Raw genomic sequence first — 23,283 nt, 5'->3', positions numbered from 1 at the left:
GAGACCTGCGATGAGCATCTACGGCGACTACATCAAGTCCGTGATTCGAACCGTCCCCGATTGGCCCCAGCCCGGGGTCAATTTCCGCGATATCACCCCGCTGCTGCAGAACAGCTCGGCCTTTCGCAAGCTGATCGACAGCTTCGTGCATCGCTATCAGGAGATGGAGCTCGACGCCATCGCCGCGATCGATGCCCGCGGCTTCATCATCGGCGCGCCGGTCGCCTACGAACTGGGCTGCAGCTTCGTGCCGGTGCGCAAGAAGGGCAAGCTGCCGTTTCGCACCATCAGCGAGACCTATACCCTTGAGTACGGTCAGGCCGAGGTGGAGCTGCATTCCGATGCGTTCCGCCAGGGGGATCGCATCCTGATCATGGACGATTTGATCGCCACCGGCGGCACCATGCTGGCAGCCGCCAAGCTCATCACCCGCTCCGGCGGGCACGTGGTGGAAACCGCCACCATTATCGACCTGCCGGAAATCGGCGGGTCGAGCCGGATTCGCGAGGCCGGTTTCGGCGTCTTTGCGGTCTGTTCCTTCAATGAGGACGAGTGAGACGACCATGACCGATAGCCGCTATCATCAGCATTTCACCGTCTCCTGGGATCAGTTGCATCGCGACGTGCGCGAGTTGTGCCGTCGTCTGGTCGAGCGCGACTTCAAGGGCATCGTGGCGATCACGCGGGGCGGCTTGATTCCCGCCGCGCTGATCGCACGTGAACTCAACGTACGGCTGATCGACACCATCTGTATCAGCAGCTATGAGCACATGGACCAGGGGGGCCTCGATGTGCTCAAGGCCGTTGAGCACGACGGCGACGGCTGGCTGCTGGTCGACGATCTGGTCGACACCGGCAAGACGGCGCGCAAGGTGCGTGAGATGCTGCCCAAGGCGCATTTCGTCACCGTCTATGCCAAGCCGGAAGGTCGCCCGCTGGTGGACCAGTACCTGACCGAAGTGGCACAGGATTGCTGGATACAGTTTCCCTGGGACATGGGGATCGCCTACGTCGAGCCCCTGGTGGATCAAGTGAAGCGTTAAATCATGGGCTATCCATTACCCGAAAGCTGGTGGCGCTGGCTGGGGGGCGAGTTCGATGCGCCCTACATGCAGTCGCTGCGCGATTTCCTGGCTGCGGAGAAAGCGGCCAGGAAAGTGATCTATCCGCATTCGACGAATTGGTTTCGCGCCTTCGAGCTGACCCCGCTGGAGCGGGTCAAGGTCGTCATCCTCGGGCAGGATCCTTACCACGGCCCCAACCAGGCCCACGGCCTCTGCTTCTCGGTGCGCCCCGGGGTGCGGGTGCCGCCCTCGCTGGTCAACATCTACAAGGAACTGGCCGACGACGTCGGTTTTCGTCCGGTGGCGCATGGCAATCTCGAGCATTGGGCGCGTCAGGGCGTGCTGCTGCTCAATGCCTCGCTGACGGTGGAGCAGGGCATTGCCGGTTCCCATCGGGGCAAGGGCTGGGAGAATTTCACCGATCGTGCCATCGAGACCGTCAGCGCCCACGGCAACCCATCGGTGTTTCTGCTCTGGGGAAGCCACGCCAGGCAGAAAAAGGCGTTGATCGATACGTCCCGGCATCTGGTACTGGAGTCGCCGCATCCCTCTCCGCTGTCGGCGCATCGCGGGTTCTTCGGCAACCATCACTTTTCGCGAGCCAACGCCTTTCTCGAACAGAACGGCCGCGAAGCGATCGACTGGCAGTTGCCCGAATCGCCCGGTGAGCCCGGTGAATAGGGGCGCGCGTCGCATGGCGCCTTAACCTGCTAGCGCGATGCGGGTAGAATAGCGCGCGATTTGCCCGAGCGACGACAGCCGTCGTTACCACCCCAGCCGAAGAGGTCCGTCATGAGCGTCCATGCCATTCAACATCCGCTGGTCCAGCACAAGCTGGGTCTGATGCGCGAAGCCGGCATCAGTACCAAGAGCTTTCGCGAGCTGGCCGGCGAGCTGGCCAAGCTGCTCACCTACGAGGCGACCAAGGACCTCGAACTCGAGGCGCAGGAGATCGACGGTTGGAGCGGCAAGCCGATCCCGGTGCAGCTGCTCAAGGGCAAGAAAGTCACCATCGTGCCGATCCTGCGCGCCGGGCTCGGAATGCTGGACGGGGTCACCGATCTGATTCCCAGCGCGCGGATCAGCGTGGTGGGACTCTATCGCGACGAGGAGACCCTCGAGCCGGTGCCGTACTTCGCCAAGTTCGCCGGCGAGATGGACGAGCGCATGGCCATCGTCATCGACCCGATGCTGGCGACCGGAGGGACGATGGTGTCAACGCTGGACATGCTGCGCGAGCGCGGCTGCCAGCAAATGAAAGTGATCGTGCTGGTCGCCGCGCCCGAGGGCATCAAGCGGGTGCAGGACGCCTACCCCGATATCGAGATCTATACCGCCGCGGTGGACGATCATCTCGACGAGAACGGCTACATCGTGCCGGGGCTCGGTGACGCAGGGGACAAGATCTTTGGCACTCGGTAATTTTGCCTTAGACCTGGCGAAAAGACCTTTGACATGGAAGACGCCCCTGAGATCGCGATCCAGGGGCGTTTTTCTGGGCAGGAAGCCTTCGACTCAATGAACGATACAAGAGAAGGAAAACATTCCATGAACGAACAAGCGGCGGTGGCGAAGGCGCCCACCGATTCCCTGCCCAAGACCTTGCTGACCGGGGCGCAGATGCTCTTCGTCGCCTTCGGCGCACTGGTGCTGGTACCACTGCTGACCGGGCTCGATCCCAGCGTGGCCCTGTTTACCGCCGGGGTCGGCACCCTGGTGTTCCACGGCGTGACCAGGGTGACCGTGCCGGTCTTCCTGGCCTCGTCGTTCGCTTTCATCGCGCCGATCCAGGGGTCGATCGCCAGCTTCGGCGTATCGGCGACCCTGGGAGGGCTGATGGTGGCGGGCCTGGTCTATGTGGCGATCTCGCAGGCGGTGCGCCTCAAGGGCACCGCCTGGCTGCATCGACTGCTGCCGCCGGTAGTGGTGGGGCCGGTGATCATGGTGATCGGTCTGGCCCTGGCGCCGGTGGCGGTCAGCATGGCTACCGGCGAGACCAGCGACCACATCGATTACGGCCCGGCTATTCTGCTTTCCATGGCCAGCCTGCTGGTCACACTGGTGCTGGCCGTATTCGGCCGCGGCCTGCTGCGGCTGGTGCCGATCATGGGGGGCATTCTCTTCGGCTATGCCATGGCCTTGCTGATGGGGTTGGTGGACTTCACGCCGGTCCGTGAAGCCGCCTGGCTGTCGATCCCGAACTTCACCGCGCCGAGCTTCCACTGGGCGGCGATCCTGTTCATGATTCCGGTCGCCATTGCCCCGGCGGTGGAGCATATCGGCGACATGGTGGCGATCGGTTCCGTCACACGGCAGAACTACCTGCAGAAGCCCGGACTGCATCGCACCTTGCTGGGCGATGGGTTGGCCACCTCCGTCGCGGCGCTGTTCGGCGGTCCGCCCAACACCACCTACTCGGAAGTGACCGGGGCGGTGACGCTGACCCGAGCCTTCGACCCGCGCATCATGGTGGTGGCGGCCTGCTTCGCCATCGCGCTGGCGTTCGTCGCCAAGCTGGGCGCACTGCTGCAGACCATTCCCGGCCCGGTGATGGGCGGCATCATGACGCTGCTGTTCGGTTCCATCGCGGTGGTGGGCATGAACACCTTGGTGCGTGCCGGTCAGCCCCTGACTGCGCCGCGCAACCTGGTGGTGGTATCGCTGATTCTGGTGTTCGGTATCGGCGGGATGCAGTTCGGGGGCGGTCAGTTCACCCTGCAAGGGGTCAGCCTCGCCGCTCTGGTGGGCATCGTGCTCAATTGGGTGCTGCCCAGTGCCGAAGAGGAGAACTGAGCTTCGTTTGAAAAGTCGGCGAGCGAAGGCCAGGGTTAGGCCCGTTCCCTACGGGCCAACGCACTTCCCACAACCCTGTGGGTCGCAAGGCAAAAAACAGTGACAAATCGGCAGGAAGCCGATTTGGGCAGCTCCGCTGCTCGAAGAGCGAGCGCCAGGGATGTCGCGAGTCCAAAGACGGAGTTTACGCAGTGTAGATGAGTACTTTGAACTGATTTTTAACGCAGTATGGCCAAGCGCAGCCAGTCTTCGGACGAAGCTAGGCGTGGTGCAGCTCCCTGCCGCCTTCAGAGAAGGTGGGCGGGGAGTTGGCACTGACAATGACGCACTCCACGTCGCCCAGGTTGCGAAAACGGTGGGGCAGGCGCGAGTCGAAATAGTAGGCATCGCCGGCACGCAGGATCTGCGCCTCGCCGGCGACGGTGATCTCGATCTCGCCCGAGATCACCACGCCGCCTTCTTCACCTTCGTGCTCGAGCATCTCCGCGCCGGTATCGGCGCCGGGCGGGTAGCGCTCGTGAATGATCGACATGCTGCGATCGGGACGACGCGCCGCGACCAGTCGCCACGAAAGATGCCCGTCGCCGATCTCGGTGAGCTCATCGGCAGGGTAGAACGCACGTGGCGCTGCCGGCTCGTCGCCGGCGAAGAAGGCGCTGATCGAGACGGGTAGCGCATCTAGGATCTTCTTCAGCGAGCTCACCGAAGGGCTGACGCTATTCTGCTCGATCAGCGAGATGGTGCTGTTGGTCACGCCGGCGCGCTTGGCCAGTTCGCGTTGGGACAGCTTGCGCCCCTTGCGCAGCTCGCGCAGGCGGGCGCCTACGTCAAATCCTTGCATTGTCGGGTCCAAAGGGTCCGTTCGATTTGTTTGACGCATGATACCTGCTGTCGCCGTCCGGTATAAGCATAAGGTGATCGGCGTCATGAACCGCTGTCGCCCGCGCTGACCGCCGTGGCATGCTGCCGCCGGCTCAGGCATCATGGAGGCATGAGAGACATCGATGTCACCGGATTGATTCTCGCCGGCGGGCAGGGTCGCCGCATGGGCGGCCGGGACAAGGGGCTCGAGAGCTTTGCCGGGCAGCCTTTGGTGAGTCATGTGCAAGCGCGCCTGGTTGGCCGTGTCGCCGAGATAGTGATCAGCGCCAACCGCAATCTCGAGGTCTACCGCTCCTTCGCGGATCGGGTTGTCAGCGATCCCGAGTCGGGTTTCCAAGGCCCGCTGATGGGCATCTACGGGGGCATGCGTGCGGCGACCACGCCTTGGCTGCTCGTGGTGCCCTGCGATACCCCGGCACTGCCGAACGACCTGCTGAGCCGGCTGGCGGCAGGCGTCGACGAGCACGATATCGCCGTGGCCCACGATGGCGAGCGCCTGCATCCCGTGGTGGCCCTGCTGCGCACGACTCTGGCCGACGATCTGTTGACCGTGCTGGCGACGGGAGAGCGCAAGGTCGGCCGCTGGTACGCGCGTCATGCCTGGGTGGCGGTGGACTTCGGCGACTCTCGCGAGGCCTTCACCAACCTCAACACCGAGGATGACAAGCGGCGCCTGGAAGCGCGCTTGCAGGAGGAGAGTCGACCTTGATGGACCATCCGCAAACCGCTCCGCCGCAAACGGTTCCGCTGCGCTTCGACGACGACCTGCCGCTGCTGGGGATCGCCGCCTGGAGCGGCACCGGCAAGACCACTCTGCTCGAGCGCCTGCTGCCGCGCCTGGCGGCGCGCGGGTTGCGTGCCGCGGTGATCAAGCATGCGCATCACGGTTTTGACGTCGACCAGCCCGGCAAGGATAGCCATCGCCTGCGTCAGGCCGGGGCGGCGCCGATGCTGGTGGCTTCGCGCGTGCGCTGGGCGATGATGATGGAAACCCCCGACCAGCAGGAAGCGGACCTGGCGCAATTGGTCGAGGCGATACGCGGACAGCGCCCCGACCTGGTGCTGATCGAGGGTTTCAAGGCCTGGCCGCTACCCAAGCTCGAACTCTATCGCGATGAGGTCGGCAAGCCGCTGCGCGTGGCCGAGGATCCATGGGTCAAGGCGGTGGCCAGTGCCGGCCCGGCGAGCGTGCCGGCCGGGGTCGACTCGCTCGATCTCGACGATCTGGACGGCATCGCCGACTGGATTTCGGCCTGGCCGGCGCGCTGGCCGCGTGAGCAGGCGCCGCGTGAGGTGCCTGACCCATGAACCCTTCCTGCCGCAGCCGTGTCGAGCGGTCGTCCTCGATATCGCCCGCCTATCGTCTTGGCACAAACGCCGCCGACATGACGCGTGTCGTGCGCGCCACCGCTTCCGTTCAACCGCTTTCAGAAGTATCCCGAGGCTGCCCTTCATGACCCTGACCCATCTCAATCAGCGCGGCGAGGCCCATATGGTGGACGTCGCCGACAAGCCCGAAAGCCGCCGTGAGGCCAGCGCCTCCGGCTACATCCAGATGAAGCCCGAAACCTTGGCATTGCTCAGCGAAGGGGGGCTGCCCAAGGGCGACGTGCTGGCGACGGCGCGCATCGCCGGCATCCAGGCCGCCAAGCGTACCCATGAACTGATTCCGCTGTGCCATGCGCTGGCGCTGTCGAAGGTCACGGTCGACTTTCGCCTCGACGAGGAGAATTCACGTGTCGAGGTGTTCGCCAGCTGCCGCCTCAATGGGCGCACCGGAGTGGAAATGGAGGCACTGACAGCGGTTTCCGTGGCTTGCCTGACGCTCTATGACATGTGCAAGGCGGTCGACAAGGACATGGAGATTGGCGCCATCCATCTCGATACCAAGCAGGGCGGCAAGTCGGGCGACTACCAGCGCCAGGCACATACCTCGGCGACGCCCATCGTGACGGGTGAGGGCATGGCCGGTCAGGTGTCGGTGGGCACGCGTTGCGATATCGACTCGGCCTGCGTGCGGGTGAAATTCCTTGCCGAGCTGCGCGAGCGATTGGGTATCAGTGAGCTTTCTCTACCGCTCGACAGCCTGCCGAGTGCCGATGTCGGTGGCCTCAAGGCAGCGCTGGTTAAGCGCGACGCACGCTTCGCGAAGCTCACCGAGGGGCGCGTGCTGTGCGCCGTCAATCAAGTGATGGCGCTCGATCCGACCCCGATCACCAACGAGGACGAAGTCGCCTTCTTCCCCCCGGTGACAGGAGGCTGAGCGGGATGATTCGCGTACAGCAAGCGCCCTTCGATACAGGTGAAGAGCAGCGCCGCCTGTTGGCAGGGCGTACGGATATCGGTGCCGTGGTCAGCTTCACCGGTTTGGTGCGCGACTTCAACGAGCGTCCCGAAGTGACTGCGCTTAGCCTCGAGCACTATCCGGGCATGACGGAAGCCGCGCTGGGAGAGATCGTGTGCGGGGCCGAGGCGCGCTGGCCGTTGCAAGGAGTGCGGGTGATCCATCGGGTTGGACGCCTGGCGCCGGGAGACCCTATCGTATTGGTAGTGGTGGCGAGTGCCCATCGCCGGGCGGCCTTCGAGGCCTGCGATTTCATCATGGACTATCTCAAGACTCGCGCGCCTTTCTGGAAAAAGGAACATAGTACTACCGGCGATTACTGGGTCGCCGAGCGCGAATCGGACTACCGGGATGCCGGCCGCTGGGAGAGCGACAATGACGATACCCCATGAACTGATCGACGATTTCGGCAGGCGGGTTCGCTATGTGCGGATCTCGGTGACCGACCGTTGCGATTTCCGCTGTGTCTATTGCATGAGCGAAGAGATGACTTTTCTGCCGCGCGCTCAGGTGCTGACGCTGGAGGAGCTCGGCATGGTGGCGCGTGCATTCGTCGAGATGGGAGTGGAGAAGATCCGCCTGACCGGCGGCGAGCCGCTGGTCAGGCGCGGCATCGATCAACTGGTCGAGCAGATCGCCGGTCTGCCGGGCCTGAAGGATCTCGCCATGACCACCAACGGCGCGGGGCTGGTCAAGCATGCGCGGCGTCTTCGTGACGCCGGCCTGCAGCGACTCAATATCAGTCTCGATACGCTCGATCCCCAGCGCTTCCGTCAGTTGACCCGCACCGGTGATCTTGACCGGGTGCTGGGGGGGTTGCGCGCTGCACGTGAGGCGGGTTTCGAGCGTATCAAGCTCAATGCCGTGGTTCTCAAGGGACGCAACGACGATGAAGTGCTCGACCTCGTCGAGTTCGCACGCAACGAAAAGGTCGACCTGAGTTTCATCGAAGAGATGCCGTTGGGCGATGTGTCGGACCACAGCCGGGATGAGACCTTCTGTTCGAGCGACGATGTCCAGAGCCTCATCGAGCGACGCCATGCCCTGCTTCCCACTACCGAGACCACGCTGGGTCCCTCGCGTTATTTCCGAATGACCGACAGCGAATCTCGCATCGGCTTCATTTCACCGCACAGCCACAACTTCTGTGCCAGCTGTAACCGCGTAAGGGTAACGGCGGAGGGACGTCTACTGCTCTGTCTGGGCAATGAGCACTCGGTCGATCTGCGCGCCGTACTGCGTCGACACCCGGGGGATATGGAGGCACTCAAGCGTGCCATTGTCGAGGCTTTGCCGCTTAAGCCTGAACGACATCACTTCACTACTGACGGCGATGTTCAGATCGTGCGCTTCATGAACATGACCGGAGGCTGAAGACTAGTCGCGGTTTTTTCGGTTCTATCGTGCCTTCATTGCAGCGGATTGGATTGTCCCTTTTCTTGCCAAGACCCCAATTCGACATATACTTTCGACGAGTGAGCCTTTTTGGCTTGCTCGTCTTTTTCTTGCATGGAGGAGGCCAATGTCCAGCGAAACCCTGGAGCGTATCGCCCGGAACAAGAATGTGGCTCGTGCAGCGGCTCGCCAGTTGAGCATGGAGCAGCTGAACAAACTCTCCGATGTCATCGGTGAGGTGATCGAGCAGAAAAAAGAGGAAGAGAAGCTCCGCAAACAGGAGGAAGCGGACAAGGAAAGAAAACTGGCTGAGATCCGCGAGGCCATGACCGATGCCGGTCTCTCCGTGGAAGATCTCGTGGGGGAGCAGCCGCGCCGTCGGCGCGGACGTCCACCCAAGAATGCCAGCGATTCTTGACGACTCGCTCGAGAATCGTCTGCTTGACCCAGGAGAACGGGGGCGATGCGGGAGCGTCACCTCCGTTTTTTCAGCGCTCGTTAATGAGATTTATGGCCAGCAACTATCAGCGAAAGGCCGGCGCCTCCACGGCGAGAAGCTGAAGATGCACGTCGGGCAATTGACGCAGGTGCTGCCCCAGCCATGAAGTCACCAGCGGCTGCAGTGCCGTGCGCAGTTCGGCCAGCGTCGTGGCGTCGAGTTCCTCCAACCGTTCGTCCAACCAGTCGGCGAAGGCATCTTCGTCCAGGGCGCTGACGCGATGCGCATCCAGCATGAGGCGTCCGATGCGAACCCAGCCATTGCCGGTCGAGGCCACGGGCAGGGCGAGGTGAAGAATGCCATGCCGCGACGAGCCGCGCTCGGCCGCCAGGCCTGGCAGAGGAGTGACGGCGTTCTGGCTGACGATGCAGGGGCGCTGGGGATGTCGCGTTTCCAGGCTGAGTCCCTCGGCATCCAGGCGTACGAGATCGCCGTTGACCGGCGCCAGCGGGGCCAGGATACCCATCGCCTCAGCGAGCTGCTGATGCGCTCGTTGATGCTGGCGCTCACCATGGACAGGCAGTAGATTCCGTGGCTTGACCCAGCCATAGAAGGTGCGCAGCTCGTCTTGGGCCGGGTGGCCCGATGCGTGCAGCTCCGGATGATTGAACTCGTCCCAGAGCGTCACGCCGAGCCGTCGCAGGGCATGCTTGAGTCGCTCGATGTGCGGCTCGTTGCCGGGAATGGCCTTGGCCGAGAAGATCACCGTGTCGCCCTGTTCCAGCTCGAAGCTATGGTGACGGCCCGCCGCCAACCGGCTCAGGGCGGCGCGCGGTTCGCCCTGGCTGCCCGTAGCGATCACCAGTATCTCTTCGGGGGGCAAGTAGCCGAGATCGCTCACCGGTACCAGGGGTGGCATGTCGTCGAGATAACCAAGCCCGCGCGCGACGGTCACCATGCGCTCCATGGCCCGCCCCATCAGGCTGACACGCCTTCCGCATCGTTCCGCTGCCTGGGCTACCGCCAGCACCCTGGCCAGATTGCTGGCAAAGCAGGTCACCACCACACGGCCCGAGCACTGCGCGAGGCGATGGCGCAGTGCCTCCGCCACTTCGCCTTCACTGCGTGAATGACCGGGCAGTGGAGCGTTGGTCGAATCTCCCACCACCAAGTCCACCGGCGCCAGGGCGCGAAACAGCGAGCCCTTGATGGGTGCGCCGATCAGCGGTTGCGGATCCAGCTTCCAGTCACCGGTATGCAGCACGCGATAGTCGCCAACGGCAATCAGCAGGGCACAACTCTCGGGAATCGAGTGGGTCACCGGCAGGTAACGCAAGGTGAAGGCGCCGCTCTCAACCGCCTCGCCCGGTTCGATCACCTGAATGGCGTCGATCGCCAGGCCTCGCTCATGGAACTTGGCGCGCAGCAGACCGGCGGCCAATGGCGTGGCGTGGATCGGGCACTGCCACCTGGGCCAGAGCCAGGCCGCAGCGCCGATATGATCCTCGTGGCCATGGGTGATGAACAGGGCCGAGGGTCGGATGCCAAGGGCTTCGGGCGTCTCGAGGCTGGGCACCTGCAGTGGGCTGTCCGGCAGGTCCTGGCGAATCATCATGCCGCAATCCACGGCAATCCATTCACCCTCGTGGCCGTAAAGCCCCAGATTCATACCGATTTCGCCGCAGCCTCCCAGCGGCAGAAAATGCAGCGGTATGCGGCGACGAGGACGGATGGTAGCGCGGGTCGAAGGCATCGGCAGAACGGTTCCGAAGAGTGTGATTTCACTATACGGGATCGCCGCGACCCTCCACAAATGCACTGCCGCGGCGACTACACCTTGGACGTGTCCCGTGCGGTGCGAGTTCGCTACAATGCGCGCTTCGCCATTTCCGGTCAGCAGCGTATCGCCACCATGTCCCATTACTACCGACTCGTCGTTTCCTGTCCCGATCGTCGCGGAATCGTGGCGCGCGTCTCCGGTTTCATTGCCGGACACGGCGGTTCGATCACCGAAGCCAGTCAGCACTCCGACCTGGAAGCGGGGCGCTTCTTCATGCGCTACGAAATTCTCGCCGATTCGGTCGGCATGTCCGCCGCCGAGCTACGCGAAGCATTCGCACCGGTTGCCCGCGAATTCGACATGGATTGGGCCTTGCGCGACACTCGACGGCGGCCTCGCGTGGTGGTCATGGTCTCGCGCGAGTCACACTGCCTAGTGGACTTGCTCTACCGCTGGACGGCCGGCGAACTCGACGGCGATATCGTGGGCGTGGTGTCCAACCATGACGACATGCGCGGCTTGGTCGAGTGGCATGGGCTGCCGTATCGCCATGTGCCGGTGCCGGTCGGAGACAAGAGAACTGCCTTCGATGAAGTCGAGCGTCACGTCGAGGAACTGCAGGCCGATTGCGTGGTGCTGGCTCGCTACATGCAGATACTCCCGCCGCGTCTGTGCCAACGCTACGCGGGGCGAGTAATCAACATTCATCATAGCTTCCTGCCGTCGTTCGCCGGAGCGCGCCCCTACCATCAGGCGCATTCGCGCGGAGTGAAGCTGATCGGCGCGACCTGCCACTACGTGACCGAGGAACTCGATGCCGGCCCGATCATCGAACAGGACATACACCGCGTCAGCCACTGCCACACTCCACAGGATCTCGTACGCTTCGGTCGCGACGTGGAAAAGGCCGTCCTTGCGCGCGGGTTGCGCTGGCATCTGGAGGACCGGGTGCTGATCCATGGCAACAAGACGGTGGTATTCGCCTGACTCACTAATAATGGATGGCGCTGGCCATGTCGTTTTCCGAACCGATTCTGGCGCCCTGGCTACTGATCGCCGGCGGGCTGATATCGCTGATCGTACTGGCGCTGGCGCTCCTTCAGCGCCCATGGCGCGAACTGCTAGAGGACCGAGGACTGCAGCATCGCTGGCTAGCGGCCACCGTCGTGGCCATGCTGCTATGGCAGCTCAGAGCGCAATCGGTGGACTGGTTGACGTTGCACCTGATGTTCACCGCCTTGCTGACGCTGCTCTTCAAGGCGCCACTGGCGCTGGTGACCAATCTGTTGGTCAACCTCTCGCTGGCGCTGCTCGGGCGTGCCGATTGGACGCTGCTGGGGATCAACATCGTCATTACCGGTGTGATTCCGGTGGTTATCATGGTGCTCATCTGGCGGCTGGTGGATCGCTACCTGCCAGACAACGTGATGATCTTTCTCTTCCTGTGCGGCTTCTTCGGCTCGGCCCTGGCCACGCTGGGGACCGGGCTGGCGGGAATCGGGCTGGTGCTGCTTGGAGCCACCGATCCGGAGGCGGTGAGGCTCGCCCGTGACTACCTGATGTTTCTTCCCTTGCTCATGCCCTCCGAGGCCTTCATCACCGGCATGCTGCTCAGTTGCCTGATGATCTACCACCCCGACTGGGTGGCGACGTTCGATAGCCATCGTTACATCGATACCAAGTGACAGCGTCAGAAGGGCAGGCTGAGCTGTCGTCTTGCATCTTCTGACACCAGGCGCACACCCACTCCGAGCAGGCGCACCGGGCGTTCACGGCGCGCCCAGGCCTGCTCGAGCAGCGAGGCGAAGGTGCCGAGCGTGGGCGAGGCGCCGCGACTGTCGAGCGTCGTGAGGGTGAAGTCGTCGAAGCGCACCTTGACAAAGGCGCCGGCCAGCGGCGGCTTGCCGTGCCGGGCGAAGCGCGCTTCCAGGCGCTCGCACAAGGGGCCGAGCTCGGCCTGGCATTGGGCCAAGTCCTGAAGGTCGCTCGCGAAGGTGACTTCCGCGCTGATCGATTTGCGCTCACGCTCTACCCGCACCGGCCGGTCGTCGATGCCGCGTGCGAGCTCGAACAGCCTGCGTCCGAACTTGCCGAACTCCTGAAGCAGTCGTTCGATGGGAATGCGCTGCAGGTCGCTACAGGTGGCTATCTCCAGCGCTTCGAGGCGCTTCGCCGTCGCGGGCCCTACGCCGTGCAGCTTGGTGACCGGCAGCTCGCGCAGGAAGTCGTCCACCTGTGTCGGAGCGATCACGGTGAGTCCGTCGGGCTTCTCCCAGTCGCTGGCAATCTTGGCCAGGAATTTCGACGGTGCCGCTCCCACCGAGACGGTGATGCCCACGCGCCTGAGGCACTCCTCCTTGAGCCAGCGTGCCATCCAGGTGGCACTACCGGAAAAGCGCGTCACGTCGGTGACGTCGAGAAAGGCTTCGTCCAGCGACAGCGGCTCGATGATGGGCGTGAGTTCCTGGAATATCGCCAGTAGCTGGCGCGAGGCCTCGCGGTAGCGGTCGAAATCGCCTGGCAGCAGCGTGAGATGGGGGCACAGTCGCAATGCTCGCGCGGTGGGCATGGCGGAGTGGATGCCATAGGCGCGGGCCGGGTAGTTGCAGGTGGAAATGACACCGCGTCCCTCGGCCCGGCCGCCAATCGCCAACGGCACCTCGCGCAACGCGGGATTGTCGCGCATCTCCACAGCGGCATAGAAGCAATCGCAATCGGCATGCAGAATCTTACGGCTCGTAGCCATGACGAGTACCTAAGCTTGCGGAGCTGCGCGAGCAAAGGCCAGACAAGGCAAAAAATTGGCAAAAAACGGAGTTTGCGGTTGCAAACGAATACGTTAAGCCAATTTTCAGCACCGCATGGCCGAGCGCAGCCAACTCTTACCCCAGAGCTTGGCCGTTGCCGCCGCGTATGACTCCCACTCCGATACCTTCGATCTCCAGCGGCTGGTGGCGCAGGTCCACCTCGATCGGGGCGAAGTCGGGGTTCTCGGCCTCGAGGATCACTCGATGACCATCACGATGAAAGCGCTTGACCGTGACATCGTCTTCGAGCCGGGCGATGACGATCTGACCGTCGCGGACGCGGTCGGTGCGATGCACGGCCAGCAGGTCGCCTTCGAGAATGCCGGCATCCTTCATCGACAAACCGCGGACCTTGAGCAGATAGTCGGCGCGTGGTGTGAAGAACTCCGGAGGGAGAGGGCAGTAGCGGTCGATATGCTCGGCGGCCAATACCGGGCTGCCAGCGGCGACCTCGCCAATGATCGGCAGGCCTTCGGCACCGGTTTCGCTGCCGCCGGGTTCGCTTTCCTGGGCAGGCAGGCGAATGCCGCGCGAAGTGCCCCGAATCACTCGGATCACGCCCTTGCGTTCCAGCGCACGCAGGTGTTCCTCGGCCGCGTTGGGCGACCGGAAGCCCAGGGCCCGTGCGATTTCCGCACGGGTCGGAGGATAACCGAAGTCGTTCATCGTCTTGACGATGAAGTCGTAAACGTTCTGCTGGCGCGAGGTTAGGGGGCGTGTCATGTCGTCCTCCGGTTGGCGTGCCTTATTGTGCAAGTATACAGCATGGAAGTCTATCCAGTAAAAAGCCGCTACCCCCCGCAGGCCACCAGCCGAGTTGCGTTTTAAACGTTGCCCGCGAGCACTCATTTGTTTGACGATAACGAATGGCGTAGACTTTCGTAATGTTTAAAACATCCGTTTCCAGCGGGAACTGACCATGGCCCAGACCGATACCGTCACGCGCATACTCGATACTGCCGAAGTCCTGTTCGCCGAGCGGGGCTTCGCCGAGACATCGCTGCGTACCATCACCAGCAAGGCGCGCGTCAATCTCGCCGCAGTGAACTATCACTTCGGCTCCAAGAAGGCGCTGATCCAGGCGGTCTTTGCCCGCTACCTCGACCCCTTCACGGTGCGCTTTCACCATGCTCTCGACGAACTCGAGGTGCGCCATGACGGTGGCGTCATTCCCCTCGAGGAACTGCTGGAAACCATGGCCAGGACCGTGCTCGAGGTGCCCGCCGAGAAGCACAGTCTGAAGGTCTTCATGAAGCTGCTGGGGCTTGCCTATAGTCAGGCCCAGGGCCACCTGCGCCGGTACATTCAGGACGAATACGGCAGCGTTTTTACCCGCTTCGTCGAACTGGTGCGGCGCGCCACCCCCGAGCTCCCGGACGCTGAGCGCTTCTGGCGCCTGCATTTCGTCCTCGGTACGGTGATCTTCACTCTCTCGGGTCTCGACGCCCTGCGCGACATCGCCGAGAAGGACTATCAGGAACATGTCTCCGTGCGCGACCTGATACGTCGCCTACGGCCGGTTGTGGTGGCTGCCATGAACGCCCCGCTGCCTCCTTCCGCCATGCCCCGGGCCAAGGCGAGCTGAGATGCGTACCCCACGACTGACCGAGCTGCCGCCTCCCGATGGAACCTGGTTCGAGGTCGACATCGCCCGACAGCGCCTGGTGCATTGGCAGGACGGTCGCATGCATAACGAATGGCCGGTCTCGACGGCATTAGCAGGTCCGGGACAGCGCGAGGGGAGCGGTGGCACTCCGCTCGGCTGGCATTACGTCAGGGCGGCGATCGGCGCCGAACAACCCATCGGTGCCGTGTTTCGCGGTCGTCGACCCACCGGCGAAGTGTACGGCACGGCGCTGGCCGACGCTCAACCGGGACGCGACTGGATCCTGACCCGCATTTTGTGGCTATGCGGTCTCGAACGTGGCGTGAATCGCGGAGGTGACGTCGACTCGCAGCGGCGCTATATCTATTTTCACGGTACGCCACCGGATCAGCCGATGGGGCAGCCTCGCTCGCATGGCTGCATTCGCCTGCGCGACGAGGTGCTGCTCGAACTCTTCGTCCTGGCCCCGCCCGGCACTCCCGTCTGGCTTCACGACTAGCCGTTCTCGGTGCGGCATAGGCCGGGCGCATGCATTGAGGCTATGGCTGTCGTCGAGAACGTCTTTGGTCTAGAATCAGCTCCCTTCCAAGCCCCAAGGACTCCGATCATGACGCAGACCCTCGGACCGGTGATGCTGGATCTGGAAGGCCCCCGGCTCCTCGCGGACGAGCGCCAGTTGCTGAAACGTCCCGAGGTGGGGGGCGTGATCCTGTTCGGCCGCAACATCGAGAGCGCGCGACAGGTACGCGAGCTGTGCGACACCATTCGCCGGGTACGCCCCGAGCTGCTGCTTGCCATCGATCAGGAAGGTGGCCGGGTCCAGCGCCTGCGCGAAGGCGTGACCCGGTTGCCTGCCATGGGCCGCATCGGGCGCGATTTTGCCACGTCACCCGAAGTGACCCTGCGCCTCTGTCTCGACGCGGGCTGGCTGCTGGGTATGGAGATGGCCGCCTGCGGGCTGGACCTCAGCTTCGCGCCGGTGCTGGACGTGGACAGCGGGATCTCCAGCGTGATCGGCGATCGCAGCTTCGCTTCGGATCCCGGTGCCGTCGCCGCCATGGCTGGAGCCTTCATCAGCGGCCTGCACGAGGCGGGCATGGCGGCGGTGGGAAAGCATTTCCCCGGACATGGTGGCGTGGCGGCGGACTCCCATCTGGAGCAGCCGGTTGACGAGCGACCCCTGGACGCCCTGCGTCGGCATGACCTGATCCCGTTCATCGAGCTGGCCTCGCGTCTCGATGGCGTGATGCCGGCTCACGTGACTTATCCTGCTTTCGATGCGCGGCCGGCGGGATTCTCGACAAGCTGGCTCGGCCTGCTGCGCGAGTCGCTGGGTTTCAAGGGCACCATCTTCTCGGACGATCTTGGCATGGCCGGGGCCGCATTTGCCGGCTCGCCGGGCGAGCGGGCCCGTGCGGCCCTTGATGCCGGCTGCGACATGGTGCTGGTCTGTAACGATCGAGCGGCTGCGCTGGAGGCGCTCGATGCCTGTACGGGGCGCACCACGCGCCTGACGGCTCGACTGCGCTACGGCCGCGCGCGCCCCGATATCGACGCGCTGGAAGCACTGGGGCGCTGGCGTCGCGTGCATGCCCGCCTGGAAGCCATGGCCAGCCTCTGAGCTGGCCGGCCGCCCCTTCACACTCCTTACGTTTACCTGGTTGAGACGAGCGTTCCATGCCCAAACTCGATCCCGCTTTTCACGAATCCCTGGCTACCATGCGCGACGTCATGGAGAACGCCGATTGTCTCATCACCCACGAGGAGGTCGAGCGCGCCCTCGATCGCATGGCCGAACAGATCACGGCCGACCTCGGCGACAAGCTGCCGGTCTTCTATTGCGTGATGAACGGCGGCCTGATCACCACCGGTCATCTGCTGACGCGGCTGGGCTTTCCGCTGGAGGTCGATTATCTCCACGCCACGCGCTACCGCGGCGGCCTGCGCGGCGGAGAGCTGTTCTGGCGCGTCTCGCCGGAGATTCCCATGGCTGACCGGCATGTGGTCATCGTCGACGATATTCTCGATGAGGGGGCGACGCTGGGCGCGATCCTCGATTATTGCCACGAGGCCGGAGCGACGAGCATCTCAACCGCTGTGCTGGTCGACAAGCGCCACGACCGCAAGGCGGTGCCTGGGCTCAAGGCCGATTACTGTAGCCTCGAGGTGGTGGATCGTTATGTGTTTGGCTTCGGCATGGACTACAAGGGCTACTGGCGCAATGCACCTGGGATCTTCGCACCCAAGGGGCTCTGACCCGACTGTGCCGGAGTGAAGATCGTCTGCCTTGCGGACCTAGCCGGATACTGGAAGCAAAACACCCCCGCAGCGCAGCTGCGGGGGTGATTTGCTGTGGGATGCCGCCGGCTTTGGCGGCTTCCGGCTCAGGCCAGACCCAGCTCGTGAGTCGCTTCCTCGCGCATCTTGAACTTCTGGATCTTGCCGGTGACGGTCATTGGGAACTCGTCGACGAACTTCACGTAGCGCGGGATCTTGTAGTGGGCGATCTTGCCCTTGCAGAACTCCTTGAGTTCGTCGGCGCTCAGTGTCTGGCCCTCGCCGAGCTTGACCCAGGCCATCACCTCTTCACCGTACTTCTCGTCGGGCACGCCGATCACCTGCACGTCGGAAATGGCCGGATGAGTATAGAGAAAGTCCTCGATCTCGCGCGGATAGATGTTCTCCCCGCCGCGGATGATCATGTCCTTGATGCGTCCGACGATGGCGACGTAGCCGTCTTCGTCCATGGTCGCCAGGTCGCCGGTATGCATCCAGCCGGCGCCGTCGATCGACTTGGCGGTGGCCGCCTCGTTGTTCCAGTAGCCGAGCATGACGCTGTAGCCGCGTGTGCACAGCTCGCCGGTCTCTCCGCGCGGCACGACGGCACCGGTCTCGGGGCTGACCAACTTGACCTCGAGGTGGGGATGAATAGTGCCCACCGTGGTCACGCGCTTGTCCAGCGGGGCGTCGGTCTGAGTCTGGGTGCTGACCGGGCTGGTCTCGGTCATGCCGTAGCAGATGGTGACGTCCTCCATGTTCATCTTGTCGATGACCTTGCGCATCACCTCGATGGGGCAGATCGAACCCGCCATGACGCCGGTGCGCAGGGAGGAGAGGTCGTACTGAGCAAAATCGGGGTGCTCCAGCTCGGCGATGAACATGGTCGGCACGCCATACAGCGCGGTGGCCTTCTCCTCGGCGACCGCCTTGAGCGTCGCCTCCGGATCGAAGCCGTCGCCCGGATAGATCATGGTGGCGCCGTGAGTCACGCAGCCCAGGTTGCCCATCACCATGCCGAAGCAGTGGTAGAGCGGCACCGGAATCACCAGTCTGTCTTGCTCCGAAAAGCCCATGGTGCGCGCGACGAAGAAACCATTGTTGAGAATGTTGTGGTGGGAGAGGGTGGCTCCCTTCGGTGCGCCGGTAGTGCCCGAGGTGTACTGGATATTGATGGGCTCGTCGAACTGCAGCGTGGCCTGGACCTCGGCCAGGTGCTCGGCGGAGACCTCGTCGGCGTGTGCCAGCAGGCTTTGCCAGCTGAACATACCGGTCAAGGCGCGGTCCGCATCGAGGCATACCACGCGCTTGAGCTCCGGCAGGCGGGCGCAGGAGAAGGTGGCCGGGGCGCCGTCGCGCAGCTCCGGCGCCAGCTCCGCCAGGGTGGCGACGTAGTCGGACGTCTTGAACGTGCCCTGGAGGATCAGCGTCGAGGTGCCTGACTGCTTGAGCGCATATTCCAGCTCATGGGTACGATAGCTGGGATTGATATTGACCAGGATGGCGCCGATCTTGGCGGTGGCGAACTGGGTAATGGTCCATTCGGCGCAGTTGGGCGACCAGATGCCCACTCGATCGCCTTTCTTCACGCCCAGCGCGAGCAAGGCGCGGGCCGCCTGATCGACGGCTTGCTGCAGCTCCTTCCAGGTGTAGCGCAGCCCTTGATGCAGGCTCAGCAACGCATCGCGGTCGGCAAAGCGTGCCACCGTGTCGTCGAAACAATCCCCGATGGTTTCTCCTTTCAGCGGGGTGTCGCTGATGCCGCTGACATAACTGTTCGGGACGCGTTTATGTGATTCTTGGCGTGTCATCGTGTTACCCGTCTTGTTGTGGCAGTTTGCTACGAAAGCCGATCGCCGTATGCGAGCGGTCGGGCTGCCGGCCGTTGCGTATGGCGAGAGGGGGCCGTGTCATCAATCGGTGACGGCAAGCCGCTCGAGCACTTCGCGCGCCCGCATTTCCACGTCGTCGAGCTCGCGCTGCATCAGGCGTATATCCTCGAGCTGACGTTCCATGTTGTTGCGCTTGTCGGCGAGGATTTCCAGTAGTCGCCTGAGCTGACGTGCGTTGCCGTCGGGCATGGCGTCGTACATCTCGATGACCTCGCGGATCTCGGCCAGGGAGAAGCCCAGCCGCTTGCCGCGCAGGGTCAGCTTGAGGCGTACGCGATCCTTCTCGTGATAGATGCGGGTCTGTCCGCGGCGCTCAGGGGCCAGTAGTCCTTCCTGTTCATAGAAGCGGATGGTGCGTGGCGTCACCTCGAACATCCGGGCCAGTTCGCCGATGGAATAGGTGCGGCGATGCCGAGGGAGGCTGCCGTTGACCGCGAGGGTGGCTTCCGGTTTGGGTGTGCTCATTGCTACCTTCCTATGAGTAGGGCGGGCCGTCGTGCGGTGTCCCGCCACGTATTCGCAACACTAGACGACGTTGACGTTAACGTAAAGTGGTTGTCGACCAAGGGATGTGTGCGGTAAAACCTAGCAAGTGCTAGGTTGGCTGACGTCAGAAACCGCTCTTGTCCACCAGCTGACCGAAAGAGGTCGAATCGCGCTTCGATTCGCGGCCTGACAGACACACACATTGAGGATACCCCGATGGACTTCTCTCTTACCGATGACCAGAAGGCGCTCGTCCAGGCAGCCGCCGATTTCTCACGGGCCGAACTGGCCGACCACGCCGCCGAATGGGATGCCACCTCCCATTTTCCGGTCGAGGTCATTCGGCGTGCCGGCGAAGCGGGGTTCCTGGGCATCTACATTCCCGAGGAGCGCGGTGGCTTGGGGCTGTCGCGGCTGGATGCCTCGCTGATCTTCGAGCAGCTCTCCCAAGGCTGCATTTCCACCACCGCCTATCTTACCATCCACAACATGGTGGCCTGGATGGTGGCGAGCTGGGGCAACGAGTCGTTGCGCGCCTCGTGGGTGGACCGCCTGATCAGTGGTGAGTGCCTCGGCTGCTACTGTCTGACGGAGCCCGGTTCCGGCTCGGATGCGGCCAGCTTGCGGACCAAGGCCGTGCGCGAGGGCGACGAGTACGTGATCAGCGGCTCGAAGATGTTCATTTCCGGGGCCGGCGCCAACGACGTGCTGGTGGTGATGGCGCGCACCGGTACGCCCGACAGCGGCGCGGGTGGCGTGTCGGCCATCCTGGTGCCGGCTGATGCCGAGGGCATCGAGTACGGCAAGAACGAGGGAAAGATGGGCTGGAAGAGCCAGCCCACGCGGCTGATCAGCTTCGATGGGGTGCGTGTTCCCGTCGGCAATCGCCTGGGCGAGGAGGGCGAAGGCTTCAAGCTGGCCATGAAGGGACTCGACGGCGGACGACTCAATATCGCCAGTTGCTCGCTGGGTGCCGCCCAGCACGCCTTGACCCTGGCGCGCAACTACATGGGCGAACGCAAGCAGTTCGGTCGCGAGCTGTCCCATTTCCAGGCGCTGCAGTTCAAGCTCGCCGATATGGCCACCGAGCTTAGCGCGGCCAGGTTGATGGTGCGTCATGCCGCCTGGCGGCTCGACCAGGGGGATCCCGAGGCCACCGCCTATTGCGCCATGGCCAAGCGTTTCGCCACCGACATGGGCTTCAACGTGTGCAACGAGGCGCTGCAACTGCACGGGGGGTATGGTTACCTGAGTGAATTCCCACTGGAGCGCATGGTGCGCGATACCCGCGTACATCAGATTCTCGAGGGCACCAACGAGATCATGCGTGTGATCGTGGCCCGCCGCCTGCTGGCGGACGGTGTGGTCGAAGCGCTGCAATAAGCATCAGGAGAACAAAGGCATGACGGATCTTGCGGTCATCTTCGATGAACGACCGACCCGCGATGGAGGGTTCATCGGCATCGCGACCCTCAACTCGCCAAAGTCGCTCAATGCGCTGACGCTGGACATGGCCAGGCAACTGGACGCCAAGCTCGAGGCCTGGGCGGCGGATCGCAGCATCGTCGCGGTGTGGCTGGAAGGCTCGGGCGGAAAGGCGTTCTGCGCCGGTGGCGACGTCGTGGCGCTCTATCGCTCCATGACCGAGGAGGGCGACAATCGCGGTTATGGACGCGACAGTCTTTTTGCCGAGACCTACTTCACCACGGAATACCGGCTCGATTACCGCATCCATACCTATCCCAAGCCGATTCTGGTATGGGGGGACGGTATCGTCATGGGCGGCGGCCTGGGCCTGATGTCTGGCGCTTCCCGGCGTGTCGTCACCGAGACCAGTCGGATCGCGATGCCGGAGATCACCATCGGTTTGTATCCGGATATCGGCGCCAGTTGGTTCCTCAATCGCATGCCTCCCGGTGTCGGCACCTACCTGGGCCTTACCGGCGCCCAGCTCAACGCCCGCGATGCGCTCGACCTGGGCATGGCCGATCATTTCGTGCCTCGCGAGCGACGCGATGCCCTGCTCGACGCACTGGCCGCGGCCGACTATGGCGCGCGCAGCGCGCAGGAGCTGCAGGCTTGCATGCAGCGGGCCATCGACGAGATGGAGCAGCGCGATCAGGCGCCCGAGCCCCAAGTCTGGCCGCATCTCGATCACCTTCAGGCATTGGTGGCACGAGTCGATGCCTCCACCGCCGTCAAGCGCATCCTGGCCGACGAGCACGACGATGCCTGGCTTGCCGCCAACCGCGCTCGCCTCGAGGCCGGTAGCCCGCTGAGCGCTCACCTGGTGTGGCGCATGCTCGAACGGCACCGCCACACCAGCCTGGCCGATGCCTTCCGCGACGAGCTCAATCTCTCGGTGCAGTGCTGCCGTCGCGGCGACATCGCCGAGGGCGTTCGGGCGCTGTTGATCGACAAGGACAAGGCTCCGCGCTGGCAGCATGCCGATGTCGACAGCGTGGACGAGGCGGATCTTCAGGCCCTGATGACTCCGCTGTGGAATGACGAAGCGCATCCGCTGCGTGACCTCGGTGTCGGTCAGCGGGTGCGTTGACCACGATCGCAATAGCCGATTTCGATAACGACAATCAGGAGCAGCTTGCATGAAAATCGCCTTCATCGGCCTGGGCAACATGGGTGCCCCAATGGCCGTCAACCTGGTCAAGGCCGGCCACGAGGTCAGTGTTTTCGATCTGGTCGATTCCGCCATGAAGCGCCTGGAGGAGACCGGAGCGCTTGCCTGCGCCAGCGCGCAGAGTGCCGCCAGCGGGGCGGAGATCGTCATTTCCATGCTGCCGGCGGGGCAGCATGTGCGCCGACTCTACCTCGGCCGTGAGGACTCGCCGGGCCTGTTCGAGGCACTCGAGGGCAACCCGCTTATCGTCGATGCCTCGACCATCTCGCCGGAGGATGCGCGCGCCGTGGGAACCGCGGCCGAGGCGCGCGGCCTGACTTACCTCGACGCCCCGGTCTCCGGGGGCGTCGGCGGCGCCCAGGCCGGCACCCTGACCTTTATCGTCGGCGGCAGCGAGGCCGGCTACGAGCAGGCCCGGCCGGTGCTCGAGGCCATGGGCAAGAATATCTTCCATGCCGGCGGCATCGGCGCCGGCCAGGTCGCCAAGATCTGCAACAACATGCTGCTGGGCATCCTGATGAGCGGCACTGCCGAGGCGCTGGCGCTAGGCGTCAAGAACGGCCTCGACCCCGCGGTGCTCTCCGAGATCATGAAGCAGAGCAGCGGCGGCAACTGGGCGCTCAACGTCTACAACCCCTGGCCGGGAGTGATGGAAGGTTCCGCCGCCTCGCGCGACTACCAGGGAGGGTTCCTTACCGATCTGATGGCCAAGGATCTAGGGCTCGCCTGGGAGCTTGCGTTGGGCTGCAAGGCCACGGTGCCGATGGGCTCGCAGGCGCGCAATCTCTTCGCCCTGCACTCGGCTCAGGGCAGCGGCGGCCTGGACTTCTCCAGCATTCAGCAGCTGTATCGCGCGGGCGAGGAGAGCTGAACCCGATTT

At 63.8% G+C, this 23,283-nt stretch carries 26 protein-coding genes; 20 read left to right on the top strand and 6 right to left on the bottom strand.

The features are described 5' to 3' along the window. The first annotated feature begins 10 nt into the window (after window positions 1-10). The 5 genes from CYJ07_RS10125 to CYJ07_RS10105 all read left to right on the top strand — a co-directional run bounded on the left by CYJ07_RS10125 (window position 11) and on the right by CYJ07_RS10105 (window position 3,857). Window positions 11-556 (top strand): adenine phosphoribosyltransferase, encoded by a 546-nt coding sequence (locus tag CYJ07_RS10125; protein WP_104203573.1) that lies wholly within the window; start codon window positions 11-13, stop codon window positions 554-556. A 7-nt stretch (window positions 557-563) separates the two neighbouring features. Next, the gene (gene gpt, locus CYJ07_RS10120) at window positions 564-1,043 is read left to right on the top strand and encodes a xanthine phosphoribosyltransferase (protein ID WP_104203572.1); all 480 of its coding nucleotides are present in this window, start codon (window positions 564-566) and stop codon (window positions 1,041-1,043) included. A 3-nt stretch (window positions 1,044-1,046) separates the two neighbouring features. After that, window positions 1,047-1,745 (top strand): uracil-DNA glycosylase, encoded by a 699-nt coding sequence (ung, locus tag CYJ07_RS10115; RefSeq protein WP_197038312.1) that lies wholly within the window; start codon window positions 1,047-1,049, stop codon window positions 1,743-1,745. Between the two features lie 111 nt (window positions 1,746-1,856). Then, window positions 1,857-2,486 (top strand): uracil phosphoribosyltransferase, encoded by a 630-nt coding sequence (upp, locus tag CYJ07_RS10110; RefSeq protein WP_104203570.1) that lies wholly within the window; start codon window positions 1,857-1,859, stop codon window positions 2,484-2,486. 126 nt (window positions 2,487-2,612) lie between these two features. After that, window positions 2,613-3,857 carry a uracil-xanthine permease family protein gene (locus tag CYJ07_RS10105; protein ID WP_104203569.1) on the top strand — a complete coding sequence of 415 codons (1,245 nt, stop codon included), beginning with the start codon at window positions 2,613-2,615 and terminating at the stop codon, window positions 3,855-3,857. 259 nt (window positions 3,858-4,116) lie between these two features. Here CYJ07_RS10105 and CYJ07_RS10100 read toward each other — a convergent pair whose 3' ends face one another. Continuing rightward, window positions 4,117-4,698: a cupin domain-containing protein gene (locus CYJ07_RS10100; protein WP_104203568.1), complete on the bottom strand. Its 582-nt coding sequence runs from the start codon at window positions 4,696-4,698 to the stop codon at window positions 4,117-4,119. A gap of 150 nt (window positions 4,699-4,848) precedes the next feature. Here CYJ07_RS10100 and mobA point away from each other — a divergent pair, with 150 nt between their 5' ends. From mobA to CYJ07_RS10070, 6 genes are all read left to right on the top strand, one after another. Further along, window positions 4,849-5,448 carry a molybdenum cofactor guanylyltransferase MobA gene (gene mobA / locus CYJ07_RS10095; protein WP_104203567.1) on the top strand — a complete coding sequence of 200 codons (600 nt, stop codon included), beginning with the start codon at window positions 4,849-4,851 and terminating at the stop codon, window positions 5,446-5,448. Then, window positions 5,448-6,047 carry a molybdopterin-guanine dinucleotide biosynthesis protein B gene (gene mobB, locus CYJ07_RS10090; RefSeq protein ID WP_104203566.1) on the top strand — a complete coding sequence of 200 codons (600 nt, stop codon included), beginning with the start codon at window positions 5,448-5,450 and terminating at the stop codon, window positions 6,045-6,047. The genes mobA and mobB overlap by 1 nt, the downstream gene beginning before the upstream one ends. A gap of 145 nt (window positions 6,048-6,192) precedes the next feature. After that, complete coding sequence (gene moaC / locus CYJ07_RS10085; RefSeq protein WP_104203565.1) at window positions 6,193-7,002, top strand: cyclic pyranopterin monophosphate synthase MoaC; 810 nt, start codon at window positions 6,193-6,195, stop codon at window positions 7,000-7,002. Between the two features lie 5 nt (window positions 7,003-7,007). Further along, entirely contained in the window at window positions 7,008-7,475 is a 468-nt protein-coding gene (moaE, locus tag CYJ07_RS10080) for a molybdopterin synthase catalytic subunit MoaE (RefSeq protein ID WP_104203564.1), read from the top strand. Next, window positions 7,465-8,457, top strand: a complete 993-nt coding sequence (gene moaA / locus CYJ07_RS10075) for a GTP 3',8-cyclase MoaA (protein ID WP_104203636.1) — start codon at window positions 7,465-7,467, stop codon at window positions 8,455-8,457. Before moaE ends, moaA begins: the two co-directional genes overlap by 11 nt. A 148-nt stretch (window positions 8,458-8,605) precedes the next feature. Next, window positions 8,606-8,896, top strand: a complete 291-nt coding sequence (locus tag CYJ07_RS10070) for an H-NS family histone-like protein (RefSeq protein ID WP_104203563.1) — start codon at window positions 8,606-8,608, stop codon at window positions 8,894-8,896. Between the two features lie 106 nt (window positions 8,897-9,002). Here the strand turns inward: CYJ07_RS10070 and CYJ07_RS10065 are convergent, their stop codons facing one another. After that, a complete protein-coding gene (locus CYJ07_RS10065; protein ID WP_104203635.1) occupies window positions 9,003-10,586 on the bottom strand; it encodes a ribonuclease J in 1,584 nt (527 codons plus the stop codon). 243 nt (window positions 10,587-10,829) lie between these two features. On the opposite strand from CYJ07_RS10065, the gene purU reads away from it, so the two are divergent. Both purU and CYJ07_RS10055 read left to right on the top strand, forming a co-directional pair. Continuing rightward, window positions 10,830-11,684, top strand: coding sequence for a formyltetrahydrofolate deformylase (purU, locus tag CYJ07_RS10060; RefSeq protein WP_104203634.1), 855 nt, complete (start codon window positions 10,830-10,832; stop codon window positions 11,682-11,684). 26 nt (window positions 11,685-11,710) lie between these two features. Next, window positions 11,711-12,382, top strand: coding sequence for an energy-coupling factor ABC transporter permease (locus CYJ07_RS10055; RefSeq protein WP_104203562.1), 672 nt, complete (start codon window positions 11,711-11,713; stop codon window positions 12,380-12,382). A 5-nt stretch (window positions 12,383-12,387) separates the two neighbouring features. On the opposite strand, the gene dinB is transcribed toward CYJ07_RS10055, so the two are convergent. Both dinB and lexA read right to left on the bottom strand, forming a co-directional pair. Then, a complete protein-coding gene (gene dinB / locus CYJ07_RS10050; RefSeq protein WP_104203561.1) occupies window positions 12,388-13,443 on the bottom strand; it encodes a DNA polymerase IV in 1,056 nt (351 codons plus the stop codon). A gap of 136 nt (window positions 13,444-13,579) precedes the next feature. After that, window positions 13,580-14,227: a transcriptional repressor LexA gene (gene lexA, locus CYJ07_RS10045; protein ID WP_104203560.1), complete on the bottom strand. Its 648-nt coding sequence runs from the start codon at window positions 14,225-14,227 to the stop codon at window positions 13,580-13,582. 196 nt (window positions 14,228-14,423) lie between these two features. Between lexA and CYJ07_RS10040 the strand changes: the two genes are divergently transcribed. The 4 genes from CYJ07_RS10040 to CYJ07_RS10025 all read left to right on the top strand — a co-directional run bounded on the left by CYJ07_RS10040 (window position 14,424) and on the right by CYJ07_RS10025 (window position 17,366). Next, window positions 14,424-15,089 (top strand): TetR/AcrR family transcriptional regulator, encoded by a 666-nt coding sequence (locus tag CYJ07_RS10040; protein ID WP_104203559.1) that lies wholly within the window; start codon window positions 14,424-14,426, stop codon window positions 15,087-15,089. 1 nt (window position 15,090) lies between these two features. Further along, window positions 15,091-15,609 carry a L,D-transpeptidase gene (locus CYJ07_RS10035; RefSeq protein WP_104203558.1) on the top strand — a complete coding sequence of 173 codons (519 nt, stop codon included), beginning with the start codon at window positions 15,091-15,093 and terminating at the stop codon, window positions 15,607-15,609. A gap of 108 nt (window positions 15,610-15,717) precedes the next feature. Then, a complete protein-coding gene (gene nagZ / locus CYJ07_RS10030) occupies window positions 15,718-16,731 on the top strand; it encodes a beta-N-acetylhexosaminidase (RefSeq protein ID WP_104203557.1) in 1,014 nt (337 codons plus the stop codon). Between the two features lie 56 nt (window positions 16,732-16,787). Continuing rightward, on the top strand, window positions 16,788-17,366 hold the full coding sequence (locus CYJ07_RS10025) for a hypoxanthine-guanine phosphoribosyltransferase (protein ID WP_104203556.1): 579 nt from the start codon (window positions 16,788-16,790) through the stop codon (window positions 17,364-17,366). Between the two features lie 128 nt (window positions 17,367-17,494). Here the strand turns inward: CYJ07_RS10025 and CYJ07_RS10020 are convergent, their stop codons facing one another. After that, window positions 17,495-19,198, bottom strand: a complete 1,704-nt coding sequence (locus CYJ07_RS10020) for an AMP-binding protein (protein WP_104203555.1) — start codon at window positions 19,196-19,198, stop codon at window positions 17,495-17,497. Between the two features lie 102 nt (window positions 19,199-19,300). Continuing rightward, a complete protein-coding gene (locus CYJ07_RS10015; protein WP_104203554.1) occupies window positions 19,301-19,744 on the bottom strand; it encodes a MerR family transcriptional regulator in 444 nt (147 codons plus the stop codon). A gap of 237 nt (window positions 19,745-19,981) precedes the next feature. Here CYJ07_RS10015 and CYJ07_RS10010 point away from each other — a divergent pair, with 237 nt between their 5' ends. Genes CYJ07_RS10010 through mmsB form a run of 3 tightly spaced genes read left to right on the top strand, consistent with a single transcriptional unit; the run spans window position 19,982 to window position 23,274 of the window. Next, entirely contained in the window at window positions 19,982-21,148 is a 1,167-nt protein-coding gene (locus CYJ07_RS10010) for an acyl-CoA dehydrogenase family protein (protein WP_104203553.1), read from the top strand. 19 nt (window positions 21,149-21,167) lie between these two features. After that, a complete protein-coding gene (locus CYJ07_RS10005) occupies window positions 21,168-22,322 on the top strand; it encodes an enoyl-CoA hydratase/isomerase family protein (RefSeq protein WP_104203552.1) in 1,155 nt (384 codons plus the stop codon). Between the two features lie 49 nt (window positions 22,323-22,371). Continuing rightward, on the top strand, window positions 22,372-23,274 hold the full coding sequence (mmsB, locus tag CYJ07_RS10000) for a 3-hydroxyisobutyrate dehydrogenase (protein WP_104203551.1): 903 nt from the start codon (window positions 22,372-22,374) through the stop codon (window positions 23,272-23,274). Window positions 23,275-23,283 lie beyond the last annotated feature (9 nt).

The organism is Billgrantia saliphila (assembly GCF_002930105.1).
In the GTDB taxonomy this organism is placed as follows: Bacteria; Pseudomonadota; Gammaproteobacteria; order Pseudomonadales; family Halomonadaceae; genus Halomonas; species Halomonas saliphila.
The sequence above is the reverse complement of the archived record's forward strand: the minus strand, read 5'-3'. Positions and strand labels throughout refer to the sequence as shown.

Coding starts and splice junctions, on each gene's coding strand:
- CYJ07_RS10125 (WP_104203573.1), top strand. CDS start 11: ATGAGCATCTACGGCGACTACATCAAGTCCGTGATTCGAACCGTCCCC.
- gpt (WP_104203572.1), top strand. CDS start 564: ATGACCGATAGCCGCTATCATCAGCATTTCACCGTCTCCTGGGATCAG.
- ung (WP_197038312.1), top strand. CDS start 1,047: ATGGGCTATCCATTACCCGAAAGCTGGTGGCGCTGGCTGGGGGGCGAG.
- upp (WP_104203570.1), top strand. CDS start 1,857: ATGAGCGTCCATGCCATTCAACATCCGCTGGTCCAGCACAAGCTGGGT.
- CYJ07_RS10105 (WP_104203569.1), top strand. CDS start 2,613: ATGAACGAACAAGCGGCGGTGGCGAAGGCGCCCACCGATTCCCTGCCC.
- CYJ07_RS10100 (WP_104203568.1), bottom strand. CDS start 4,698: ATGCAAGGATTTGACGTAGGCGCCCGCCTGCGCGAGCTGCGCAAGGGG.
- mobA (WP_104203567.1), top strand. CDS start 4,849: ATGAGAGACATCGATGTCACCGGATTGATTCTCGCCGGCGGGCAGGGT.
- mobB (WP_104203566.1), top strand. CDS start 5,448: ATGGACCATCCGCAAACCGCTCCGCCGCAAACGGTTCCGCTGCGCTTC.
- moaC (WP_104203565.1), top strand. CDS start 6,193: ATGACCCTGACCCATCTCAATCAGCGCGGCGAGGCCCATATGGTGGAC.
- moaE (WP_104203564.1), top strand. CDS start 7,008: ATGATTCGCGTACAGCAAGCGCCCTTCGATACAGGTGAAGAGCAGCGC.
- CYJ07_RS10070 (WP_104203563.1), top strand. CDS start 8,606: ATGTCCAGCGAAACCCTGGAGCGTATCGCCCGGAACAAGAATGTGGCT.
- CYJ07_RS10065 (WP_104203635.1), bottom strand. CDS start 10,586: ATGAATCTGGGGCTTTACGGCCACGAGGGTGAATGGATTGCCGTGGAT.
- purU (WP_104203634.1), top strand. CDS start 10,830: ATGTCCCATTACTACCGACTCGTCGTTTCCTGTCCCGATCGTCGCGGA.
- CYJ07_RS10055 (WP_104203562.1), top strand. CDS start 11,711: ATGTCGTTTTCCGAACCGATTCTGGCGCCCTGGCTACTGATCGCCGGC.
- dinB (WP_104203561.1), bottom strand. CDS start 13,443: ATGGCTACGAGCCGTAAGATTCTGCATGCCGATTGCGATTGCTTCTAT.
- lexA (WP_104203560.1), bottom strand. CDS start 14,227: ATGACACGCCCCCTAACCTCGCGCCAGCAGAACGTTTACGACTTCATC.
- CYJ07_RS10040 (WP_104203559.1), top strand. CDS start 14,424: ATGGCCCAGACCGATACCGTCACGCGCATACTCGATACTGCCGAAGTC.
- CYJ07_RS10035 (WP_104203558.1), top strand. CDS start 15,091: ATGCGTACCCCACGACTGACCGAGCTGCCGCCTCCCGATGGAACCTGG.
- nagZ (WP_104203557.1), top strand. CDS start 15,718: ATGACGCAGACCCTCGGACCGGTGATGCTGGATCTGGAAGGCCCCCGG.
- CYJ07_RS10025 (WP_104203556.1), top strand. CDS start 16,788: ATGCCCAAACTCGATCCCGCTTTTCACGAATCCCTGGCTACCATGCGC.
- CYJ07_RS10020 (WP_104203555.1), bottom strand. CDS start 19,198: ATGACACGCCAAGAATCACATAAACGCGTCCCGAACAGTTATGTCAGC.
- CYJ07_RS10015 (WP_104203554.1), bottom strand. CDS start 19,744: ATGAGCACACCCAAACCGGAAGCCACCCTCGCGGTCAACGGCAGCCTC.
- CYJ07_RS10010 (WP_104203553.1), top strand. CDS start 19,982: ATGGACTTCTCTCTTACCGATGACCAGAAGGCGCTCGTCCAGGCAGCC.
- CYJ07_RS10005 (WP_104203552.1), top strand. CDS start 21,168: ATGACGGATCTTGCGGTCATCTTCGATGAACGACCGACCCGCGATGGA.
- mmsB (WP_104203551.1), top strand. CDS start 22,372: ATGAAAATCGCCTTCATCGGCCTGGGCAACATGGGTGCCCCAATGGCC.